At 66.7% G+C, this 19,194-nt stretch carries 15 protein-coding genes; 9 read left to right on the top strand and 6 right to left on the bottom strand.

Annotation, left to right across the window (positions count from 1 at the left end; genetic code table 11):
- Positions 1-2: 2 nt before the first annotated feature.
- The 4 genes from SPHME3_RS0111520 to SPHME3_RS0111505 all read right to left on the bottom strand — a co-directional run bounded on the left by SPHME3_RS0111520 (position 3) and on the right by SPHME3_RS0111505 (position 6,311).
- The gene (locus SPHME3_RS0111520) at positions 3-896 is read right to left on the bottom strand and encodes an N-acetylmuramic acid 6-phosphate etherase (protein WP_024310552.1); all 894 of its coding nucleotides are present in this window, start codon (positions 894-896) and stop codon (positions 3-5) included.
- A 4-nt stretch (positions 897-900) separates the two neighbouring features.
- A complete protein-coding gene (locus tag SPHME3_RS0111515) occupies positions 901-2,457 on the bottom strand; it encodes a sodium:solute symporter (RefSeq protein WP_017979009.1) in 1,557 nt (518 codons plus the stop codon).
- Between the two features lie 97 nt (positions 2,458-2,554).
- Positions 2,555-5,290 (bottom strand): TonB-dependent receptor plug domain-containing protein, encoded by a 2,736-nt coding sequence (locus SPHME3_RS0111510; RefSeq protein ID WP_017979010.1) that lies wholly within the window; start codon positions 5,288-5,290, stop codon positions 2,555-2,557.
- 163 nt (positions 5,291-5,453) lie between these two features.
- Positions 5,454-6,311 carry a protein phosphatase 2C domain-containing protein gene (locus SPHME3_RS0111505; protein WP_017979011.1) on the bottom strand — a complete coding sequence of 286 codons (858 nt, stop codon included), beginning with the start codon at positions 6,309-6,311 and terminating at the stop codon, positions 5,454-5,456.
- Positions 6,312-6,521: 210 nt separating this feature from the next.
- Here SPHME3_RS0111505 and dld point away from each other — a divergent pair, with 210 nt between their 5' ends.
- Together dld and SPHME3_RS0111495 are read left to right on the top strand one after the other, a co-directional pair.
- Positions 6,522-8,246 (top strand): D-lactate dehydrogenase, encoded by a 1,725-nt coding sequence (gene dld / locus SPHME3_RS0111500; RefSeq protein ID WP_017979012.1) that lies wholly within the window; start codon positions 6,522-6,524, stop codon positions 8,244-8,246.
- A gap of 104 nt (positions 8,247-8,350) precedes the next feature.
- Entirely contained in the window at positions 8,351-9,580 is a 1,230-nt protein-coding gene (locus tag SPHME3_RS0111495; RefSeq protein ID WP_017979013.1) for an NAD(P)/FAD-dependent oxidoreductase, read from the top strand.
- Between the two features lie 104 nt (positions 9,581-9,684).
- Here SPHME3_RS0111495 and SPHME3_RS0111490 read toward each other — a convergent pair whose 3' ends face one another.
- Both SPHME3_RS0111490 and secG read right to left on the bottom strand, forming a co-directional pair.
- Entirely contained in the window at positions 9,685-11,319 is a 1,635-nt protein-coding gene (locus SPHME3_RS0111490; RefSeq protein WP_017979014.1) for a CTP synthase, read from the bottom strand.
- Between the two features lie 89 nt (positions 11,320-11,408).
- A complete protein-coding gene (gene secG / locus SPHME3_RS0111485) occupies positions 11,409-11,768 on the bottom strand; it encodes a preprotein translocase subunit SecG (protein WP_017979015.1) in 360 nt (119 codons plus the stop codon).
- A gap of 389 nt (positions 11,769-12,157) precedes the next feature.
- Between secG and SPHME3_RS0111480 the strand changes: the two genes are divergently transcribed.
- From SPHME3_RS0111480 to glk, 7 genes are all read left to right on the top strand, one after another.
- Positions 12,158-12,478, top strand: coding sequence for a MarR family transcriptional regulator (locus SPHME3_RS0111480; protein WP_017979016.1), 321 nt, complete (start codon positions 12,158-12,160; stop codon positions 12,476-12,478).
- On the top strand, positions 12,414-12,803 hold the full coding sequence (locus SPHME3_RS21560; RefSeq protein WP_231376750.1) for an SH3 domain-containing protein: 390 nt from the start codon (positions 12,414-12,416) through the stop codon (positions 12,801-12,803). The genes SPHME3_RS0111480 and SPHME3_RS21560 overlap by 65 nt, the downstream gene beginning before the upstream one ends.
- Positions 12,800-13,729, top strand: coding sequence for an N-acetyl-gamma-glutamyl-phosphate reductase (gene argC, locus SPHME3_RS0111465; RefSeq protein ID WP_017979019.1), 930 nt, complete (start codon positions 12,800-12,802; stop codon positions 13,727-13,729). Before SPHME3_RS21560 ends, argC begins: the two co-directional genes overlap by 4 nt.
- A 14-nt stretch (positions 13,730-13,743) precedes the next feature.
- On the top strand, positions 13,744-15,207 hold the full coding sequence (gene zwf, locus SPHME3_RS0111460; RefSeq protein ID WP_017979020.1) for a glucose-6-phosphate dehydrogenase: 1,464 nt from the start codon (positions 13,744-13,746) through the stop codon (positions 15,205-15,207).
- 247 nt (positions 15,208-15,454) lie between these two features.
- Positions 15,455-16,159 (top strand): 6-phosphogluconolactonase, encoded by a 705-nt coding sequence (gene pgl, locus SPHME3_RS0111455; protein WP_017979021.1) that lies wholly within the window; start codon positions 15,455-15,457, stop codon positions 16,157-16,159.
- 124 nt (positions 16,160-16,283) lie between these two features.
- A complete protein-coding gene (gene edd / locus SPHME3_RS0111450; protein WP_017979022.1) occupies positions 16,284-18,095 on the top strand; it encodes a phosphogluconate dehydratase in 1,812 nt (603 codons plus the stop codon).
- Between the two features lie 120 nt (positions 18,096-18,215).
- Positions 18,216-19,181, top strand: coding sequence for a glucokinase (gene glk / locus SPHME3_RS0111445; protein ID WP_017979023.1), 966 nt, complete (start codon positions 18,216-18,218; stop codon positions 19,179-19,181).
- Positions 19,182-19,194 lie beyond the last annotated feature (13 nt).

Here is a 19,194-nt window from a genome sequence, read left to right as displayed (position 1 = left end):
CGTTACGCCTCCCGCTTGCCGATGGCATGTAGGACGTCGCGCAGGCTGCCGCGGTGTGCGTCGAGCAGTTGCGCCGCCGTCTCGACCGGAATCCCCATTGCGACGACGATCCCCAGCCGAATGTCGTTGTCCGCCAGGTCGAGCGAGCGCGCGGCGACCTCGGCATCGACGCCGGCAAGGTCCTGCACCATGCGACGTGCCCGTACCAAGAGCTTTGCATTGGAGACGCGCATCGCCACCATGCGCCCGCGATAGACGAGGCCGAGCCGCAGCATCACCGCGGTCGACAGCAGGTTCAGCACCGCCTTTTGCGCGGTGCCCGCCTTCATCCGCGTCGATCCGGCCAGAACTTCGCTGCCGGTGTCCGCGACGATTACGTGCTCGGCCCGCTCGCTCAGCGGCATATCGGGATTGTTGGTGATGCCGATCGTCAACGCGCCAAGCGCCCGCGCGCGTTCGATCACGGCGACGGTATAGGGCGTCCGCCCGCTGGCGGCGACGCCGATGACGACGTCGGACGCGGTAAGGCCGCAGGCGTCGATGTCGCGATGCGCGGCCTCGACATCGTCCTCCGCCCCCTCGCGCGCTTCCGTCAGCGCGCCCATGCCGCCCGCCATCAGGAAGACCAGGCGATCCATCGGCCAGCCGAAGGTCGGGTGAAGCTCGGTCCCGTCCTGAACCGCCAGTCGGCCCGATGTGCCCGCCCCGACGAAGATCAGCCGCCCGTCATGCTCCAGCCGCGCCGCGGCCGCTTCCGCCGCATCCGCGATCGCGGCGACCTGCGACTGGAGCGCCGCGATCGCGGCCATCTGTCCCTCCAGCATCGCCTCGACGGCCGACTGGGTCGGCCACAGGTCGAGTTCCAGGAATCGGGGATCGAGCGCTTCGGTGTTCATCATATCAACGACCTCGATGCGATGCCGGGCCGGCGGGCGCGGCGCAGACCAGGAAGGCGACGGCCGTTCCCAGACACAGCTGAAACGGAAAGGACAGGCCGGTAAGGACCAGCGGCAGACCGATCGCCTTGGCGATAGCGGGTTGCAGCAACACGATCGTGACAAAGCCGATCAGCAGCGCGGCGATCGCCGATCCGGTCGTGCCGCGGGTGGTGAAGACCGCGGTGAAATAGACGCCCAACAGCCCAGCATAGCTGAACACCATCACCTGCAACGCAAACTCCAGCAGGCCCATCGAACTGTGGCGCTGCCAATAATAAGACGCGACCGCCATCAGGAACATCGCAAAGCCGATCACCCCCATGCCCGCGCGCCCGGCCTGGACGAAGTGATGCTCCTCCACCGGCCCGCGCCGGTCGCGCCAGGGGCGATAGAAGTCCTGCACCAGCACCGACGACATCGCGTTGAGCGCGGAATTGGTCGTCGCGACCGCGGCGGCGCAGATGCCGATCGTCACCAGACCGCGCAGACCGCCGGGCAGTTCGGTGAGGATGTAATGCATGAAGATGCTGATCTTCTCGCCGCCGAACTGGCTGGCCGCGACGGCACCGGTGCCGCCCATCAGGTCCGGGCGATTGTAGAAGATATAGAGTAGCAGGCCGATCACGATGAACATGCCAACCGTCGGCACCGTCGCCAGCACGGACAGGTACAGGCTGCGCGCGCCCGTCTTCGCATCCTTGCACGACAGCAGGCGCTGCGTGGTGTCCTGATCCATGCCCGCATTCGCGATGTAGAGCAGCGCGATGCCGGTCACGATCGCCAGCATCGAGAACGGCCGGGACAGATCGAACGAAAAATCGAACAGCCGCAGCTTGTCGACGCCCTCCGGCGTGTGCGCCAGCGCGTGCAGGATCTGGGCGTTGGACGCCGGGATCGACAGGCGCAGGAACACGACCACCGCCACCGCCGATCCGACATAGACGATGAACTGGATCAGGTCGTTCCACAGCACCGATTTCAGGCCGCCGACGAAGGTGAAGGCGACGCTCGCCACGATCAGCGCGGCCGCCGCGATCATGATCCCCTGCGCCCCGACGCTGCCCGTGACGACCATCGCCAGCGCGATAGCGGCAAGATACACGCGCGCGCCCCCGGCAAAGACGCGCCCGATCAGGAACATGCCGCCCGCCCAGCGCGTCGCCCGTTCGCTGAAGCGAAGCGTCAGCAACTCATAGGCGGTGGTCGCGCGGATGGCGTAAAAGCGCGGGATCAGCACATGAGCGACGAAGATCGCACCGATCAGCCCACCGATATTGCCGGTCAGATAGGTCAGGTCGCCGCGATAGCCGTAATCCGGCCCGCCCAGGAACGTTGCGGCCGACTGGGTCGCCGACAGGACGGACAGCGCCGCCAGCCACGCGGGAACGTTGCCGCCGGCCAGGAAATAGTCGTGGGCGGACTCGGTCTTGCGCGGCGTGAACATCCATCCGCCTGCCACCAGCAACAGCAAATAGGCCGCGATGACGAGCCAGTCGGCAACAGAAAAGGGCAACATCATCGAGCCATGCTCCGCTTGCGTTGGACCGGGTGTCCGCGGCCGATGAACGGTCCGCCCGCCCCGTCGATCGGGCAAATCCGATCTCGATGCCGGGCGATCACAGATGCGCAGTCAGCGAAACGCCGATCGTCCGCCCCAGAATGTCGTACGTGTCGGGGAAGGTGTTGAAGACACCGCCGGACGACACGCGCGGCGGGTTGCGGTCAAACAGATTGTAGACGCCCGCGCTCATCGTCACCCTGTCGGTGAAGTCGTACGAGGCCGACAGGTCGAACGTGTCCTGCGCCTTGATCACCTCGGTCGATCCGACCGTGCTCGACCGGACCTTGCCGATGCGCTGCCAGTCGAACTGGATCACGCCCTTGTCGAGCAGCACGCCGATTCCCGCGGTGTGGCGGTAGGCGGGCTGGACCAGCGTGGTCCCGTCGCTCGAACAGGTGGCACCGAACGTGCCCTTGCACTGCACCGCCGACACGGTGGGGTTCGCCTGGATCAGATACGACGTGACGATATTGCCCTGATAGGTGGCGCGCAGCCCCCTGCCCGGCAGCCAGTCACCGCGCAGCGTATAGGCCGCCGAAATATCGAAGCCGCGTTGCAGCAGCCGGCCGAGATTCTGGTTGTTGACGAAGGCGTCGGCGAAGCTGCCGTTCGGGTTGCGCGTGACCAGCCCGCACAGCGGATTACCCGCGGTCGGATTGGTGATGTAGCAGCTGGTGATCGCCGCGATCGGCTGGATCACACCCACCGCGCCCCGCAGGTCGAGATTGTAATAATCGACCGTGACGTTCAACCCGGGGATAAACGTCGGCGTGAACACCGCGCCCGCGGTCGTCGTGTAGCCCGTCTCCGGCTGGATCGCGGGGTTGCCGCCATAATAATAATTGCCGGTCAGGTAGCTGGCGGCATTCGAATTGGTCGACCCCACCGCCGGCGCGCCGAACCGCTTGCACTGCGCGGCATCGCCCGTGCCGATCACGCACGGATCGCCGCCGTAGCGCGGCTTCAGCCGATCGACGGTGACGAGGCTGCTGAACGGCAGCGACGACGTGGTGGCGGCGAATTCGCCGAAATTGGGGGTGCGGAGCACGCGCTGATAGGTGCCGCGCAGCCGCAGGTTGCGATCCACCTCCCAATTACCCTCGACCTTCCACGTCCCGTGCGTGCCGAAGAGATTATAGTCCGACAGGCGATACGCGCCGCCCACCGCGAGCTTGCGGATCAACGGCGTGTCGTGGATCAGCGGCACCAGTACTTCGCCGTACAGTTCGCGTACGTCGAACGCGCCGCTGTATGCCGCTTGCACGCCCTGGCGATAGGTGTTGCCGGTCAGCAGCGCGCTGTCCTGCGTGATGCTCGCGGTCTCGCGGCGATATTCGACACCGACGGCAAAGCCGATCGGCCCGGCGGGCAGCGCGAACAGGTCGGCGAGGCTGCCGCTGATCGTCGCCGCAGTGACGAACTGGTCGCGCTTGCGATCGAAGCCGTTGATCGGGCTGCCGAGCGCTGCGGCGAGGCCGGGCTGGCGCGGGCCGAAGATGTTCACGGTGTTGACGATCGAGGCGAAGTTGTTCGCACCCGCCGCATTGGTGACGAGCCCGTCGCCCGAGATCAGCGACGATTCGGTCGAGCGGCCATATTGCGCATAGACGTTCCACCGGATCGCATCGGTCAGCGGCCCGCGCAGCCCCGACTGGAACTGCAAGGTGTTGCGTTCGGTCGCATAGGTGATGAGGCCCAGCTCGGCGAGCGAGCGCGAGACGTTCACCTGCGCGACGCCGTTGACGAAGGTCAGCTGGTTGCGGATCGCATCGGTCAGGAACGGGTTGGTGGCGCTGATCCCGACGGTACGGCTGACCGAGGCGGGCGCCGCGCCGGGCGTGCCGGTCTCTTCGGTCCGCGCATTGGTGAACATCGCCCGGCCGTACAGCTCGATCTGCGGCGTGATCGCATATTTGTAGAGCGCGGCGACGTTGATCCTCTTGAGCGGCGAGATCAGCGGATAGCTGGCCGAGATGTTCGAAGTGGCGGACGGACTGGTCGTGAACGTGCCATCGTCGGTGAAGCCGAAGCGACGGCCGCTGGCGACATCGGTGAACACGCCGCCGATGCTGGGGATCGTCTGATTGGGCGTTGCCGCCCAGTCGCGCTGCCCGGCCCGCACGCCATCGCGCTGCGTATAGTCCGCCGCGATCACCAGATTGCCGGCATCGCCGATGCCGGTGCCCATCATCAGCGATGCGCCATATTGCGCGCCACCATGGACCGACAGGCGGCTGGTCGCCGTTCCGCGCAGGCCCTTGTAATCGTCGTTCAGGATGAAGTTCACGACGCCCGCAACCGCATCCGCGCCATAGACCGCGGCTGCACCGCCGGTGAGCACGTCGACGCGCTTGATGAGCGAGGCCGGAATGGCGTTGACGTCGACCGAGTTGCGGAAGCTGAACGGCGCGGCGCGCGTGCCGTCGATCAGCACCAGCGAGCGGCTCTGGCCGAAGTTGCGCAGTTCCAGCACCTGCGCCCCGAACGCATCGCTCCCCTGCGAACCCTGGCGCACGCCGCCCGACAGCTGCGGGATCTTGGTCGAGAAATCCTCGATCGTCAGCGCGGATTGCAGCTTGATCTGCTCCTCGCCGCTCGATGCGACGGGGCTGCTGCTGGTCAGGCCGGGAATCGCGATCCGCGTACCCGTCACCACGATGTCGTCGCCTGTCACGGGCACGCTCGGGTCCGTCGCCGCGGGAACAGTCTGCGCGTGCGCCACACCGGGCATCTGTGCGAGGGCGATGGCCAGAGCCGCGACGGCTACGGTATGTCGGTACGACGTCACCATGATGGAGTCCCTCCCTTGAACCCGAACCCGGCGCCGCCGCCCGGTCATCATGGGCCCCGGCGAGACGCTGGCAAGGCAGGGATAATGCATACCTGTCTTATGCCTGTAAAGAGGTGGTATGGCATATTGGTATTATAGCAGGGATCGGCGTCGGGTGTCGGTGTCAGCTCGGAACGTCCCAACTGCAAACGATCAGGCTGGCGTCGTCGTGCCGCTTGACCCGGGTGTGGCGGCGTAAGGAGTCCGGCTCGCGTTCGATGTCCCGCAGCCGTGCCAGCCACGCCTGCGCCTCGCCCGGCGTGGCGATCGCCAGCAGATCGGCGGGCGTCTCGATGCCGAACAGTTCGACGAGGCGCAGGAAACCGTCACTCGCGATCGCGAAGCGCTGCCCGGGCCGCAAAGGAAGCCTCGCCTGCCAGACATGGTCCGCCGCCGCGGCCTCTGGCCCGAAGACCCAATAGCCGCCCTCGCAATTCTTCAGGCAGCGATTGGCGCGCAATCCGGGCAACAGCCGCAATTTCAGCGCATCGGGATCGATCGTCGGCTCCGCGTCGTAAATCGCCTTCACCGCCGCCAATGTCCGCGCCTCGACGATATCCAGGTCGGACGCGCCGTACAATCGCGCCGCGCCCGCCTCATCGACCGCCGCCACGCGGCAATCGGCAAGGCTGGTGATCTCGACCGCGTCGTCGATGATGCGAACCATGGCGAAGGCGGCCGAGGGAAGATCGCAGGAATCGACATCCGCGCGCAATTGCACCCGCGCCAGCGCTTCGGCGCACCGCGTCATGACGGTGCGCAGCAGCGCGATCGTCGGGCAGTCCGGGTCGTCGGCAAGTGCTTCGGCGAGCAGCCGGTTGGCGGTCTGCGCCAGCCATGCCGCATCGCTCGGCGCGTCCAGTATCGACGGGCCGATGCCGGTGGCGCCATCGATCACCCATGCGGCGTTGCCATGATGGCCGATCGCATCCTCGTTGACAGGGCCCTGCCCATCGGACAGCGCGACGTCGATCCTCAGCATGACATGCTCCAATCCGTACGCGCAGGAGGCTAGCAACTCCGTATCCGACGCGCAAACCAATATGATGCCACTTGTACGTCGTACCGGAGTGGTATCTACTTGCAGGATGGCATTGTACGCTGACATCCGTCCCATACATCAGCCGCGTGGATGGAAGGGATGCGATGACCGACCAGGAGGTGCAAACGCAATGACCCCGGCGCCACGGCCATGACCGACACCGCGGCGCTCCTGGCGACGCTGCGCGCCATCGTCGGCGGGCGTCACCTGCTCACCAGCCCGCGCGCCACGGCGCGGTTCCGCAAGGGATACAGGACCGGCGACGGACCGGCGATCGCGGTCGTGCAGCCGGCCACGTTGGTGGAGCTGTGGCGCGTCGCGCAGGCCTGCGTCGCCGCCGATGTCTCGATCATCATGCAGGCGTCGAATACCGGGCTGACCGGCGGCTCGACACCCGATGGCGACGATTATCCGGGCGGCCTGGTCATCATCAGCACTACCCGTCTGTCCCGGCTGCGCGTGATCCGGGGCGGCGAGCAGGTGGTGTGCCTGCCGGGTGCGACGTTGCACGAGCTCGAACGGACGCTGCGACCCTATGGGCGGGAACCGCATTCGGTGATCGGATCGTCCTGTTTCGGCGCGTCGGTCGTCGGCGGCGTCTGCAACAATTCGGGGGGATCGCTGATCCGGCGCGGCCCCGCCTATACGCAGCTCGCCCTGTTCGCCGCCGTGCAACCGGACGGCAGCCTCAAACTAGTCAATCATCTGGGCATCGCACTCGGCGACGATCCGCACACGATCCTGTCGCGGCTCGACACCGGGGATTTCACTGAGGCAGACGTCGAGGCCACCACCGATCGCTGGGCGCACGATCACAGCTATGCCGAGCATGTCCGCGCGATCGACAGCGACATGCCCGCCCGCTTCAACGCCGACCCACGGTGCCTGTTCGAAGCATCGGGCAGCGCGGGCAAGCTGATCGTCTTCGCGGTGCGCCTCGACACCTTCGCGCGCGAAGAGGATAGCGCAACCTTCTATATCGGCACCAACGATCCCGATCGGCTGACCGACCTGCGCCGAACGATGTTGCGCGATTTCGACCGGCTGCCGATCGCGGGCGAATATATCCACCGGACCGCCTTCGACGTCGCGGATCATTATGGGCGCGACACGTTCCTGGCCATCGAACGGCTCGGTACGCATCGGCTCCCTGCCCTCCTGGCCGCCAAGGCTCGGTTCGATGCGGTCGCGGATCGCGTGTCGAAGGGCTTGAGCGACCGCCTGATGCAATGGTCGGCGCGGTTCATGCCCGATCATCTGCCCGGCTGGATGCGCACCTATCGCGATCTTTTTGCGCATCACCTGATCCTGAAGGTGTCGGGCGATCAGCGCGCCGAGACCCGCGCGCTGCTGGCGCGGCTGTTTCCGGGCGATGCCGTGGGCGACCATCGGGAATGCAGCGCATCGGACAGCGCCAAGGCCTTTCTCCACCGATTCGTGGTGGCGGGTGCCGCCGTCCGATATCGGGCGGTCCACGGCGACGAGGTCGCCGATATCGTCGCGCTCGACGTCGCGCTGCCCCGCAATGCGCAGGCTTGGGTCGAGGACCTGCCGCCAGCGCTGGCCGATCAGGTAATCCACACGCTCTATTACGGCCATTTCTTCTGCCACGTCTTCCATCAGGACTATATCGTCCGACGCGGCAACGATCCCCTCGCCTTTGAACATGCGCTCTGGGCGCTGCTCGACGCGCGCGGCGCCCAATATCCCGCCGAACATAATGTCGGCCACCTCTATGTCGCGCCCGCCCAACTGGCCGAATTCTATCGCGATATAGACCCCCGGAATCAGCTGAATCCAGGGATCGGCCACACACCCCGCACGCGGCACTGGGCCGACAGTGACGGCGGTGATCACAAACGCGCCAAGCTTTAGGATCGATATGGACGGGTCATGACAACCCGTCGCTTTTCTGGCACCGCTCCTTATGGTCCATCGGACCATAAGCACGTGTTCGGAATGGGCGAGGGATTTCGGGAATGAGCGACAGGTTCGACATTGTGATCGTCGGGGCGGGCCATGCCGGCGCACAGGCCGCCATCGCGCTACGCCAGCGTGGCTTTGCGGGGACGATCGCGATCATCGGTGACGAGCCTGAACTGCCCTACGAACGCCCCCCGCTCAGCAAGGATTATCTGGCGCGCGACAAATCGTTTGATCGCCTGCTGCTGCGCCCCGAAAGCTTCTGGCGCGAGCGCGAAGTGACGATGCTGCTGGGCCAGCGCGTGACGGCGATCGATCCGGTTGGTCACGCGATCACACGCGAGGATGGCGACAGCATCGGCTATGGCACGCTGATCTGGGCGACCGGCGGCGCGCCCCGCCGGCTGACCTGCCCGGGCCATGACCTCGCCCGCGTCCATGCCGTGCGCACCCGCGCCGATGTCGATCGCATGATGGCGGAACTGGACGACACCACGCGCGTCGTCGTGATCGGTGGCGGCTACATCGGGCTGGAGGCTGCCGCGGTGCTGTCGAAGCTCGGCAAGTCCGTCACCCTGATCGAAGCGCTCGACCGGGTGCTGGCGCGCGTCGCGGGCGAAGCGGTGTCGCGGTTCTTCGAAGCCGAGCATCGCGCGCATGGCGTCGATATCCGCCTGGGCTGTGCGGTGGAGTGTATCGAGGGCACGGACGGCGCCGCCTCCGGCGTGCGGCTGGCGGACGGAGAAGTAGTGCCGTGCGACATGGTGATCGTCGGCATCGGCATCATCCCGGCGATCGCACCGCTTCAGGCGGCCGGCGCGGCGTGCGGCAACGGCGTGATCGTCGATGCCATGTGCCGCACCACCTTGCCTGACGTCTATGCGATCGGCGACTGTGCCGCCCACCCCAACCCCTATGCGGACGGCGCCGTCATCCGACTGGAATCGGTGCAGAACGCCAACGATCAGGCCGGCACCGTCGCTCGCGCAATCCACGACGCGGCCGAACCCTATGACGCCGTCCCGTGGTTCTGGTCGAACCAGTATGACCTGAAGTTGCAGACCGTCGGCCTGTCGACCGGCCACGATCAGGTGGTGGTGCGCGGCGATCCCGCCTCACGCAGCTTCAGCGCCATCTATCTGAAGGACGGGCAAGTAATCGCGATCGACGCGATCAACAGTGTGAAGGATTACGTGCAGGGCCGCGCGCTCGTGGTCGCCCGCACCGCCGCCGATGCCGCAACACTGGCGCAAACCGACATCCCGCTGAAGACGCTGACGGCCTGAGCCACTTCCGAAGCGAACCCTGCCGCCTCTAGCGCGCCGGCGGCGGGACTAGCGTCCCGAAACGCAAAACCCTCCCCCGGCTATACCGGGGGAGGGCGAATACATCACACCAATCGGCTCTGCTTGACTGCGGCGGCGATGAAGCTGGCGAACAGCGGGTGCGGATCGAAGGGCTTGCTCTTCAGCTCCGGGTGGAACTGCACGCCGACGAACCAGGGGTGATCGGGACGCTCTACGATTTCGGGCAGCGTGCCGTCGGGCGACATGCCGCTGAACACCAGGCCGCCCTTTTCCAGCGCGTCCTTATAGTGCGTGTTCACCTCGTAGCGGTGACGATGGCGTTCCTGAATGGTCGTGCCGCCGTAGATCGACGCGACGACACTGTTGCCGTCGAGCGCGGCTTCATAGGCGCCGAGCCGCATCGTGCCGCCCATATCGCCCGAAGCCTCGCGCTGTTCCAGCCCGTCGCGCCCCATCCATTCGGTGATCAGGCCGACCACCGGCTCGCTCGTCGGGCCGAATTCGGTCGACGAGGCATTGGCGATGCCCGCGGTATCGCGCGCGCCTTCGACGCAGGCCATCTGCATGCCGAAGCAGATGCCGAAATAGGGGATTTCGCGCTCGCGGGCGAACTTGACCGACTTGATCTTGCCCTCCGCGCCACGCTCGCCGAACGCACCGGGGACGAGGATCGCATCGCAGGGTTCGAGCTGGCTCACGATCTCGCTGTCGTCATTCTCGAACAGTTCGGCGTCGATCCAGCGGACGTTGACCTTCACGCGGTTGGCGATGCCGCCATGGACCAGCGCTTCGTTGAGCGACTTATATGCGTCCTGCAGGCCGACATATTTGCCGACGACGCCGACCGTCACCTCGCCCTCCGGGTTGGTCAGGCGATCCATGATGTCGCTCCAGCGCGACAGATCGGGGGCCGACGACGGCGTGATGCCGAAGGCACGCAGCACCTCCGCATCCAGACCCTCGCCGTGATACTGCATCGGCACCGCATAGATGCTCTTGGCGTCGAGCGCGGGGATGACCGCGGTTTCGGGGACGTTGCAGAACAGCGCGATCTTGGCGCGCTCCGACGGCGGCAGCGGCTGTTCGCAGCGACAGACCAGCACGTCGGGCTGCACGCCCAGGGCGGCCAGTTCGCGCACCGAATGCTGCGTCGGCTTGGTCTTCAGTTCGCCCGCGGCGGCGATGTAGGGCACCAGCGTCACGTGGATGCTGATCGCGTTGTTGCGCCCTTCTTCGTTGCGCAGCTGGCGGATCGCCTCGATGAACGGCAGCGATTCGATATCGCCGACCGTGCCGCCGATCTCGCAGAGCACGAAGTCGAGGTCGTCGGTTTCCGCGCGCGCGAACGCCTTGATCGCGTCGGTGACGTGCGGGATCACCTGCACCGTCGCGCCGAGATAGTCGCCGCGACGCTCGCGCTCGATGATCGTCTTGTAGATGCGGCCGGAGGTGACGTTGTCCGACTGGCGGCTCGCAACACCGGTGAAGCGTTCGTAGTGGCCGAGGTCGAGGTCCGTCTCCGCACCGTCGTCGGTCACATAGACCTCGCCGTGCTGATACGGGCTCATCGTGCCCGGATCGACGTTGAGATAGGGATCGAACTTCCGGATCCGGACGCGATAGCCGCGTGCCTGAAGCAGAGCTGCGAGAGAGGCCGCCATGAGGCCTTTGCCGAGCGACGAAACCACGCCGCCGGTGATGAAGATGTACCGCGCCATGGGAGGAATCGCCTAGCTTGGATGGGGGGCAAACGACAAGAGCGCGCGGGGGTCTCCCGCGCGCGATTTACGACGAAACGTTGTGCGGCTTAACGCTGCAGCGGCACCGCGCCGTTATCGGCAGGCGCATTGGGCACCGCATCCTGCGCCGGTGCGAGCGGCTGGGCCGCCGGAGCCGGCGCCGCAGGAAGCGGACGGGCGAGCGAGGTGTCGATCGTCTGCGTCTGGCGGTGCGCCGCGATGAAGGCGAGCGCGATCGACATGCAGACGAACACCGTCGCGAGGATCGAGGTCATGCGGGTCAGGAAGTCCGCCGCGCCGCGCGCCGACATCAGGCCCGACGGGCTGCCGCCCATGCCGAGGCCGCCGCCTTCCGACTTCTGCATCAGGATCACCGTCACGAGCGCGGCGGCGATGATGGCATGAACGACGAGGAGGAAGGTGAACATCGACGACCTTGGGAAAAACGGATGAAGGCGCGCACATAGGCGAGGCGCGCCGAACGATCAACCGGCGTGGGGATGGGGGTGCGGAGGCCTCGCCTGCCAACCTGGTGCCTCCCTTCTTCGTCATCCCCGCGCAGGCGGGGATCCAGACGCGCTACCGTGTCGACTCCATAAATACCGGTAGCGGCTATGAATTCCCGCCTCCGCGGGAATGACGCCATGAAGCGGGATACCGACGCGCAGACCCGCCCCGCCCCGTTTATTCCACCCACCGTTCATTTCCCGGAAACCACCACCGCACCGCGGCGTTATGACCCCGAAACAAAGCCCGAAAATGGCGCAGAAACGGATATTTGCACGTGGGAACAGCCGCGCAATCACTCGCGACGTGGATGAGCGCCCTGGTGGATTACGTGCGGTCGGGCGAGCCCGATCTCACCAACCGGCAGATGGCACTGCTCCTCCTCGTTTACCTCAATCCCGGCCCGCATACGGTGCGCGGCCTGGCCCGGGCGCTCAACGTGTCGAAGCCCGTCGTCACGCGCGCCTTGAATCGGCTGGGCGCCCTCGGCTATCTGCGCCGTCAGCGTGACGACAGCGACAAGCGCAATATCTTCGTCGCACGTACATCCGAAGGGGCAGAGTTTCTTGAAGAGTTCGGGCAATTCCTCGGCGACGGCGAATCACACGCACCTCAACCGGCCCTCGCGTAAAGCCTTTGCGCTAACCGGCCCCTCGGTCGATCTCGATCCGCGTACCCACGCCGTTCGCGGCGATCTGGCAGACGTCCGCCTCGCCGAACAGGTCTTCGCGCCCCATTATGCCGCGCCGATGGTCACCGTCGTGTCGCGCGCTGTCGGACTGTTCGGCGATCGCAACCTCAGCGAGCAGGTCGCCGATCTCAGCGTCGGCGATACGTTCGACGTGCTGGAGCTTGCCGGCAACCACGCCTGGGGCCGGGCCACGGCGCAGAACCTCGTCGGCTATGTCGACCGCACCGCCTTGGATATCGCCGTGCCGCAGGATGACGCGGCATGACCGTCTCGGTCTTCATCGACGGTGCGGTCGGCACCACCGGCATCGACATCCGCGAACGGCTGAGCGGCCGTAGCGATCTCACCATCGTGACGCTCGATGAGGCGCGTCGCAAGGACGCCGCTGCGCGAGCCGAGGCGCTGAACGACTCCGATTTCGCGATCCTCTGCCTGCCCGATGAGGCTGCGAAGGAAGCCGCCGCGCTCGTCCGCGACGGTGGCGCGCGGATCATCGACGCATCGTCGGCGCATCGGGTCGCGACGGGCTGGACCTATGGCTTCCCCGAACTCGACGCAGGCCAGGCGGACCGGATCGCGCAATCCCCACGCGTCTCCAACCCCGGCTGCTACCCCACCGCGTTCCTCGCGCTCGTCGCCCCGCTTATCCGCGCCGGCCTTGTGCCCGCCGACTGGCCGCTGACCTATAACGCCACCTCGGGCTATTCCGGCGGCGGGAAGGCAATGATCGCCGAGTTCGAAGAAGGCGGCACCGACACCGCCTTCCGCGTCTACGCCCTCACCCTCGCGCACAAGCATCTGCCCGAGATGAAGACGCACGCCGGCCTCGCCCACCCACCGATCTTCGCGCCGTCGGTCACGCGGCTCAACCGCGGCATGCTGTCCGAAGTGCCGCTGCCGCTCGCGCAATTGCCCGGCAGCCCCAGCATCGCGCAGATCGAGGACACGCTGGCCGCGGCCTATGCCGACAGCGCGCTCATTTCGGTCGCGCCGGGCGACGTCACCGCAATCGCCATCGAGGAGAATGCGGGCACCGACCGCATGACGCTGCGCGTCTGCGGCAACCCCGGCACCGGCCACGTCCGGCTGATCGCGACGCTCGACAATCTCGGCAAGGGCGCGGGCGGCGCGGCGGTGCAGAACCTCAACATCATGGCCGGGCTCGATCCGCTCGCCGGCCTCATCCTGTAACGTAAAGGATCGTCATGCAGCGCAATCCCGTCGGCAAGCTGCTCCTGTTCGGAGCCACCGGTGACCTCGCCAAGCGCATGTTGCTGCCCTCGCTGTACGGCCTGCACGCCGACGGCCTGCTGCCCAAGGATCTGACGATCACCGGCTCGGCGCGCGGCGACATGGACGACGATGGCTATCGCGACGTCGTGAAGAAGGCGCTCGACGAATTCCTCCCCGCCGACCGCAAGGACGAAAGCGCGCTCGGCACGTTCATGCAGCGCATCCAGTTCCAGCCTGCCGATCTGTCCGACCCCAACAGCTTCCAGCCGCTCGCCGACAAGATCGGCGACGTGTCGGGCGGCCTCGCCATCTATCTCTCAACCGCACCCTCGCTGTTCGAATCGGCGGTGCAGGGCCTCGAGAAGGTCGGACTGACCGGGCCGACCGTGCGCATCGCGCTCGAAAAGCCGCTGGGCTACGACCTCGCCTCGTCGAAGGAGATCAACGACACCGTCGCCAGCGCCTTCCCCGAAGAGCGGACGTTCCGCATCGACCATTATCTGGGCAAGGAAACCGTCCAGAACATCCTGGCGCTGCGCTTCGGCAATTCGATGTTCGAGCCGATCTGGAACGCGCAGGGGATCGACAACGTCCAGATCACCATCGCCGAGACGGTGGGTCTGGAGGATCGCGCCGGCTATTACGAGGGCGCGGGCGCGCTGCGTGACATGGTCGCCAACCATATGCTCCAGCTCGTCGCGCTGATCGCGATGGAGCCGCCGGCGCTGTACGACGGCACCGCGATCCGCGACGAAAAGGCCAAGGTCTTCCGCAGCATGCGCAAGATCACGCCCGAGCAGGTGCCGCAATGCACCGTCACCGGCCAATATGAAGAAGGCGCGGTCGGCGGCAAGGTCGTCAAGGGCTATGACGACGAACTGGGCTATGACAGCAATGTCGAAACCTTCGTCGCAATCAAGGCGCATATCGACAATTGGCGCTGGCAGGGCGTGCCCTTCTACCTGCGCACCGGCAAGCGCATGGCCAAGCGCCGCAGCGAGATCGCGATCCAGTTCAAGCCGGTGCCGCACTCGATGTTCTCGGGCCGCGGCGGCGTGCTGCAGCCCAATACGCTGGTGATCCGCCTGCAGCCGGAGGAATATATCCAGCTGCTGGTGATGACCAAGGAGCCGGGCCTCGACCGCGACGGCCTGCGCCTGCGCGAGGTGCCGCTCAACCTCAGCCTCGACGCCGAATTTGCCGGCACCCGCCGCCGCATCGCCTATGAGCGCCTGCTGCTCGACCTGATCGAGGGCGACCAGACGCTGTTCGTCCGCCGCGACGAGGTGGAGGCGCAATGGACCTGGATCGACGCAATCCGCGCCGGCTGGGATGCGAACCAGACCAAGCCCAAGCATTATGCCGCCGGCACCTGGGGCCCCGCGGGCGCGATCGCGCTGACCGAGCGCGATGGCGTGACCTGGCAGGACGATTGAGGTCGAGCCCCTAGCCCCCTTTCGTCATTCCCGCGAAGGCGGGAATCCAGACGCGCTACCGTCGCACTCCATGCCGCGAGGTCAGAGGTTCTGGATCCCCGCCTTCGCGGGGATGACGATTAGGGAGCACGCGTGACTCGCGCGCGACGCGAACATTTCTGTCCCCCATACGTATGCGGGGGCACTTACCTTGCGTGGGCCACTCCGCTAAGCGAGCCCCGCGCGCCGACATGAAAAGGCTGTACCCATGACCGAGATCGAATGGTGGGAGTATGACGACGCGGGCGAGCTCGCGGACGCGATCGCCGGCGACATCCAGTTCGTCATCGAAAGCGCGATCGATGCGCGCGGCTCCGCGGTCATCGCACTCGCCGGCGGCAAGACCCCCTTCCCGGCCTATGAAAAGCTCGCACAGGCCAAGCTCGACTGGAAGCGCGTGACGATCGTGCCGGGCGACGAGCGCATCGTGCCGCTCGGCGACCCGCTGTCGAACGTGACGCAGCTCGGCAAGCTGTTCATCCCCAAGGGCGCGCGCGTCATCCCGATCGTGCCCAAGCAGACCGAGGATTATAAGTCCGCCGGCCGCTCCGCCGATGCGCTGATGCAGGACCTGCACTGGCCGCTCGACCTGTGCCTGCTCGGCATGGGCGGCGACGGGCATACCGCCTCGATCTTCCCCGGCCCCGATTTCGACGAAGCGCTGAACGGCCCCAAGGAGCGCCGCATGCTGGGCGTGATGCCCGATCCGCTGCCGCCCGAGGCACCGGTCGCACGCGTCACGCTCAGCCGCCAGGGCATCGTGACGGCGCGCGCGCTGATGATCGCGCTGACCGGCAAGGACAAGCGCAAGGTGCTGGAACAGGCGATCGAACAGGGCCCATCGTCGCCCTATCCGATCGGTCGCGTCCTCGCCGATGCCGAGCTGCCCGTCGACATCCACTGGGCGCCGTAAACTCCCTCCTACCGTTCGTGCTGAGCCTGTCGAAGCACGGTGAGACCCACCGCCCTTCGACAAGCTCAGGGCGAACGGTATAGAGGGATCACCCGCGCCCCACCCCTCCCCAGGAATCCGCGCCATGAACCCCGAAGTCTCCGCCGTCACCGACCGCATCATCGCCCGGTCGAAGGACAGCCGCGCCGCCTATCTGTCGCTGATCGAGCGCGAGCGGGACAATGGCGCGCGGCGCCCGCAACTCGGCTGCGCCAACCTCGCCCACGCCTATGCCGGGACCGAGGAAGATCGCGACACGATGCGGTCCGGCCAGGCGATGAACATCGGGATCGTCACCGCGTACAACGACATGCTGTCCGCGCACGCCGTCTACTACCGCTATCCCGAACTGATGAAGGTCTGGGCGCGCGAGGTCGGCGCGACGGCACAGGTCGCCGGCGGCGTACCCGCGATGTGCGATGGCGTGACGCAGGGCTATCCGGGCATGGAGCTGTCGCTGTTCAGCCGCGACACGATCGCGCTATCGACCGCGATCGCGCTCAGCCACGGCACGTTCGAAGGCGCGGCGCTGCTCGGCATCTGCGACAAGATCGTGCCGGGCCTGCTGATGGGGGCGCTGCGCTTCGGTCACCTGCCGATGATGCTGATCCCCGGCGGTCCGATGCCCTCGGGCCTGCCCAACAAGGCGAAGGCCGCGGTGCGCGAAGCCTATGCGGAGGGCAAGGCCGGGCGCGAGGAACTGCTCGACGCCGAAATTTCGGCCTATCATTCGAAGGGCACCTGCACCTTCTACGGCACGGCCAACACCAACCAGATGATGATGGAGGTGATGGGCCTGCACATGCCCGGCGCCGCCTTCGTCAATCCGGGCACCAAGCTGCGCCAGGAGCTGACCCGCGCTGCGGTGCATCGCCTCGCCGGCATGGGCTGGCGCGGTGACGACTATCGCCCGCTGGGCCATTGCGTCGACGAACGCGCGATCGTGAACGCCGCGGTCGGGCTGCTCGCGACCGGCGGCTCGACCAACCACCTGCTCCACGTGCCCGCCATCGCGCGCGCGGCGGGCATCGTCATCGACTGGGAGGATTTCGATCGCCTCAGCCAGGCAGTGCCGCTGATCGCGCGCGTCTATCCCAACGGTTCGGCCGACGTGAACGCGTTCGAGGCGGCGGGCGGCATGCCCTTCGTCATTCGCGAACTGCTCTCGGCCGGTCTGCTGCACGGCGACATCACGACGGTCAGCGGCGACAGCCTCGCCGCTTATGCGCAGAAGCCCGTCATCGCCGACGATCAGCTGGCGTGGGAGCCGGTCGGCGACAGCGGCGACACCAGCATCTTGCGCCCCGTCGCCGAAGCCTTTTCGCCTGATGGCGGCATGCGCATCCTCGCCGGCAACATCGGCCGCGCCTGCATCAAGGTGTCGGCGGTCGATCGCGAGCGTTGGGTGATCGAGGCGCCCGCGCGCGTCTTCCACGACCAGCTCGACGTGCTCGACGCGTTCAAGCGCGGTGAGCTGGAGCAGGACGTCGTCGTCGTCGTCCGCTTCCAGGGCCCGCGCGCCAACGGCATGCCCGAACTGCACAAGCTCACCCCACCGCTGGGCGTGCTCCAGAACCGCGGCTTCAAGGTCGCGCTGGTCACCGACGGCCGCATGTCGGGCGCCAGCGGCAAGGTGCCGTGCGCGATCCATTGCTCGCCCGAAGCCCTGGGCAACGGCGCGATCGGCAAGATCCGCGATGGCGATATCATCCGCGTCGACGCGGTGAACGGCACGCTCGATGCCCTGGTCGATCCTGCCGAATGGCTGGAGCGCCCGCTCTGCGACGCGCCGGGCGCGGCGACGGGCATGGGCCGTGAGCTGTTCGGCATGTTCCGCGGCCTCGCCGACGAAGCCGAAAAGGGCGCGTCGGGGATGCTCGCGGCGGCTGGGTTGTAAGAGACCACCCTCACCCTCCCGGCGCTGCGCGCCTCCCTCCCTCTCCCATCGGGAGAGGGAAGAGACGGCGAAGCCGGCGACAGGGTGAGGGCGGGTCGGAACGATAAGAGAGGAAACGCAATGCAATTGGTCAGCGTAGACATCGGCGGCACCCACGCCCGCTTCGCCATCGCGGAGGTGGAGAACGGCCGCGTCGTATCGCTCGGCGAGCCGGTGACGCTGAAGACCGCCGAACACGCCAGCTTGCAGACCGCATGGCAGCATTTCGCCTCGATCCACGGCACGCCGCTGCCCAAGGCGGCGGCGCTGTCGGTCGCCTCGCCGATCACCGGCGACATCATCCGGCTGACCAACAATCCCTGGGTGATCCGTCCGTCGCTGATCCCCGAACGGCTCGGCGCGGACATCTACACCGTCATCAACGATTTCGGCGCGGTCGGCCACGCGGTGGCCCAGTTGCCCGCTGAAGACTTCGAGCATCTCTGCGGCCCCGACCTGGCCCTACCCGAACAGGGCGTGACCACCGTCTGCGGCCCGGGCACCGGCCTCGGCGTCGCGCAGGTGTTCAAGACCAGCGATCGCTACCACGTCCTCGCCACCGAAGGCGGCCATGTCGATTATGCCCCGCTCGACGGGATCGAGGATGCCTTCGTCAAGCGGCTGCGTCGCCAGTTCACCCGCGTGTCGACCGAGCGCATCTGCTCCGGCCCCGGCATCGTCGCGATCTACGAAACGCTCGCCGCGCTGGAAGGCCGCGCGGTGCCGAACCTCGACGACAAGGCGATCTGGACCGAGGCGCTGGACGGCACCGATTCGATCGCTCTCGCCGCGCTCGATCGCTTCTGCCTGTCGCTGGGTGCGGTGGCAGGCGACCTCGCGCTCGCCCATGGCGCCAAGGCCGTGGTCATCGCCGGTGGCCTGGGCCTGCGCATCAAGGACAAATTGATCCGCTCCGGTTTCGACCAGCGCTTCGTCGCCAAGGGGCGGTTCCAGACGCTGATGGCGGGCATCCCCGTCAAGCTCATCACGCATCCGCAGCCCGGCCTGTTCGGCGCGGCGGCCGCCTTCGCCCAAGAACACGCATAAAAAGGTAGCATCC

The organism is Sphingomonas melonis DAPP-PG 224, from assembly GCF_000379045.1.
Classification (GTDB): Bacteria; Pseudomonadota; Alphaproteobacteria; order Sphingomonadales; family Sphingomonadaceae; genus Sphingomonas; species Sphingomonas aquatilis.
This window is presented reverse-complemented; position numbering and strand designations above follow the sequence as displayed.

Coding starts and splice junctions, on each gene's coding strand:
- SPHME3_RS0111520 (WP_024310552.1), bottom strand. CDS start 896: ATGAACACCGAAGCGCTCGATCCCCGATTCCTGGAACTCGACCTGTGG.
- SPHME3_RS0111515 (WP_017979009.1), bottom strand. CDS start 2,457: ATGATGTTGCCCTTTTCTGTTGCCGACTGGCTCGTCATCGCGGCCTAT.
- SPHME3_RS0111510 (WP_017979010.1), bottom strand. CDS start 5,290: ATGGTGACGTCGTACCGACATACCGTAGCCGTCGCGGCTCTGGCCATC.
- SPHME3_RS0111505 (WP_017979011.1), bottom strand. CDS start 6,311: ATGCTGAGGATCGACGTCGCGCTGTCCGATGGGCAGGGCCCTGTCAAC.
- dld (WP_017979012.1), top strand. CDS start 6,522: ATGACCGACACCGCGGCGCTCCTGGCGACGCTGCGCGCCATCGTCGGC.
- SPHME3_RS0111495 (WP_017979013.1), top strand. CDS start 8,351: ATGAGCGACAGGTTCGACATTGTGATCGTCGGGGCGGGCCATGCCGGC.
- SPHME3_RS0111490 (WP_017979014.1), bottom strand. CDS start 11,319: ATGGCGCGGTACATCTTCATCACCGGCGGCGTGGTTTCGTCGCTCGGC.
- secG (WP_017979015.1), bottom strand. CDS start 11,768: ATGTTCACCTTCCTCCTCGTCGTTCATGCCATCATCGCCGCCGCGCTC.
- SPHME3_RS0111480 (WP_017979016.1), top strand. CDS start 12,158: ATGAGCGCCCTGGTGGATTACGTGCGGTCGGGCGAGCCCGATCTCACC.
- argC (WP_017979019.1), top strand. CDS start 12,800: ATGACCGTCTCGGTCTTCATCGACGGTGCGGTCGGCACCACCGGCATC.
- zwf (WP_017979020.1), top strand. CDS start 13,744: ATGCAGCGCAATCCCGTCGGCAAGCTGCTCCTGTTCGGAGCCACCGGT.
- pgl (WP_017979021.1), top strand. CDS start 15,455: ATGACCGAGATCGAATGGTGGGAGTATGACGACGCGGGCGAGCTCGCG.
- edd (WP_017979022.1), top strand. CDS start 16,284: ATGAACCCCGAAGTCTCCGCCGTCACCGACCGCATCATCGCCCGGTCG.
- glk (WP_017979023.1), top strand. CDS start 18,216: ATGCAATTGGTCAGCGTAGACATCGGCGGCACCCACGCCCGCTTCGCC.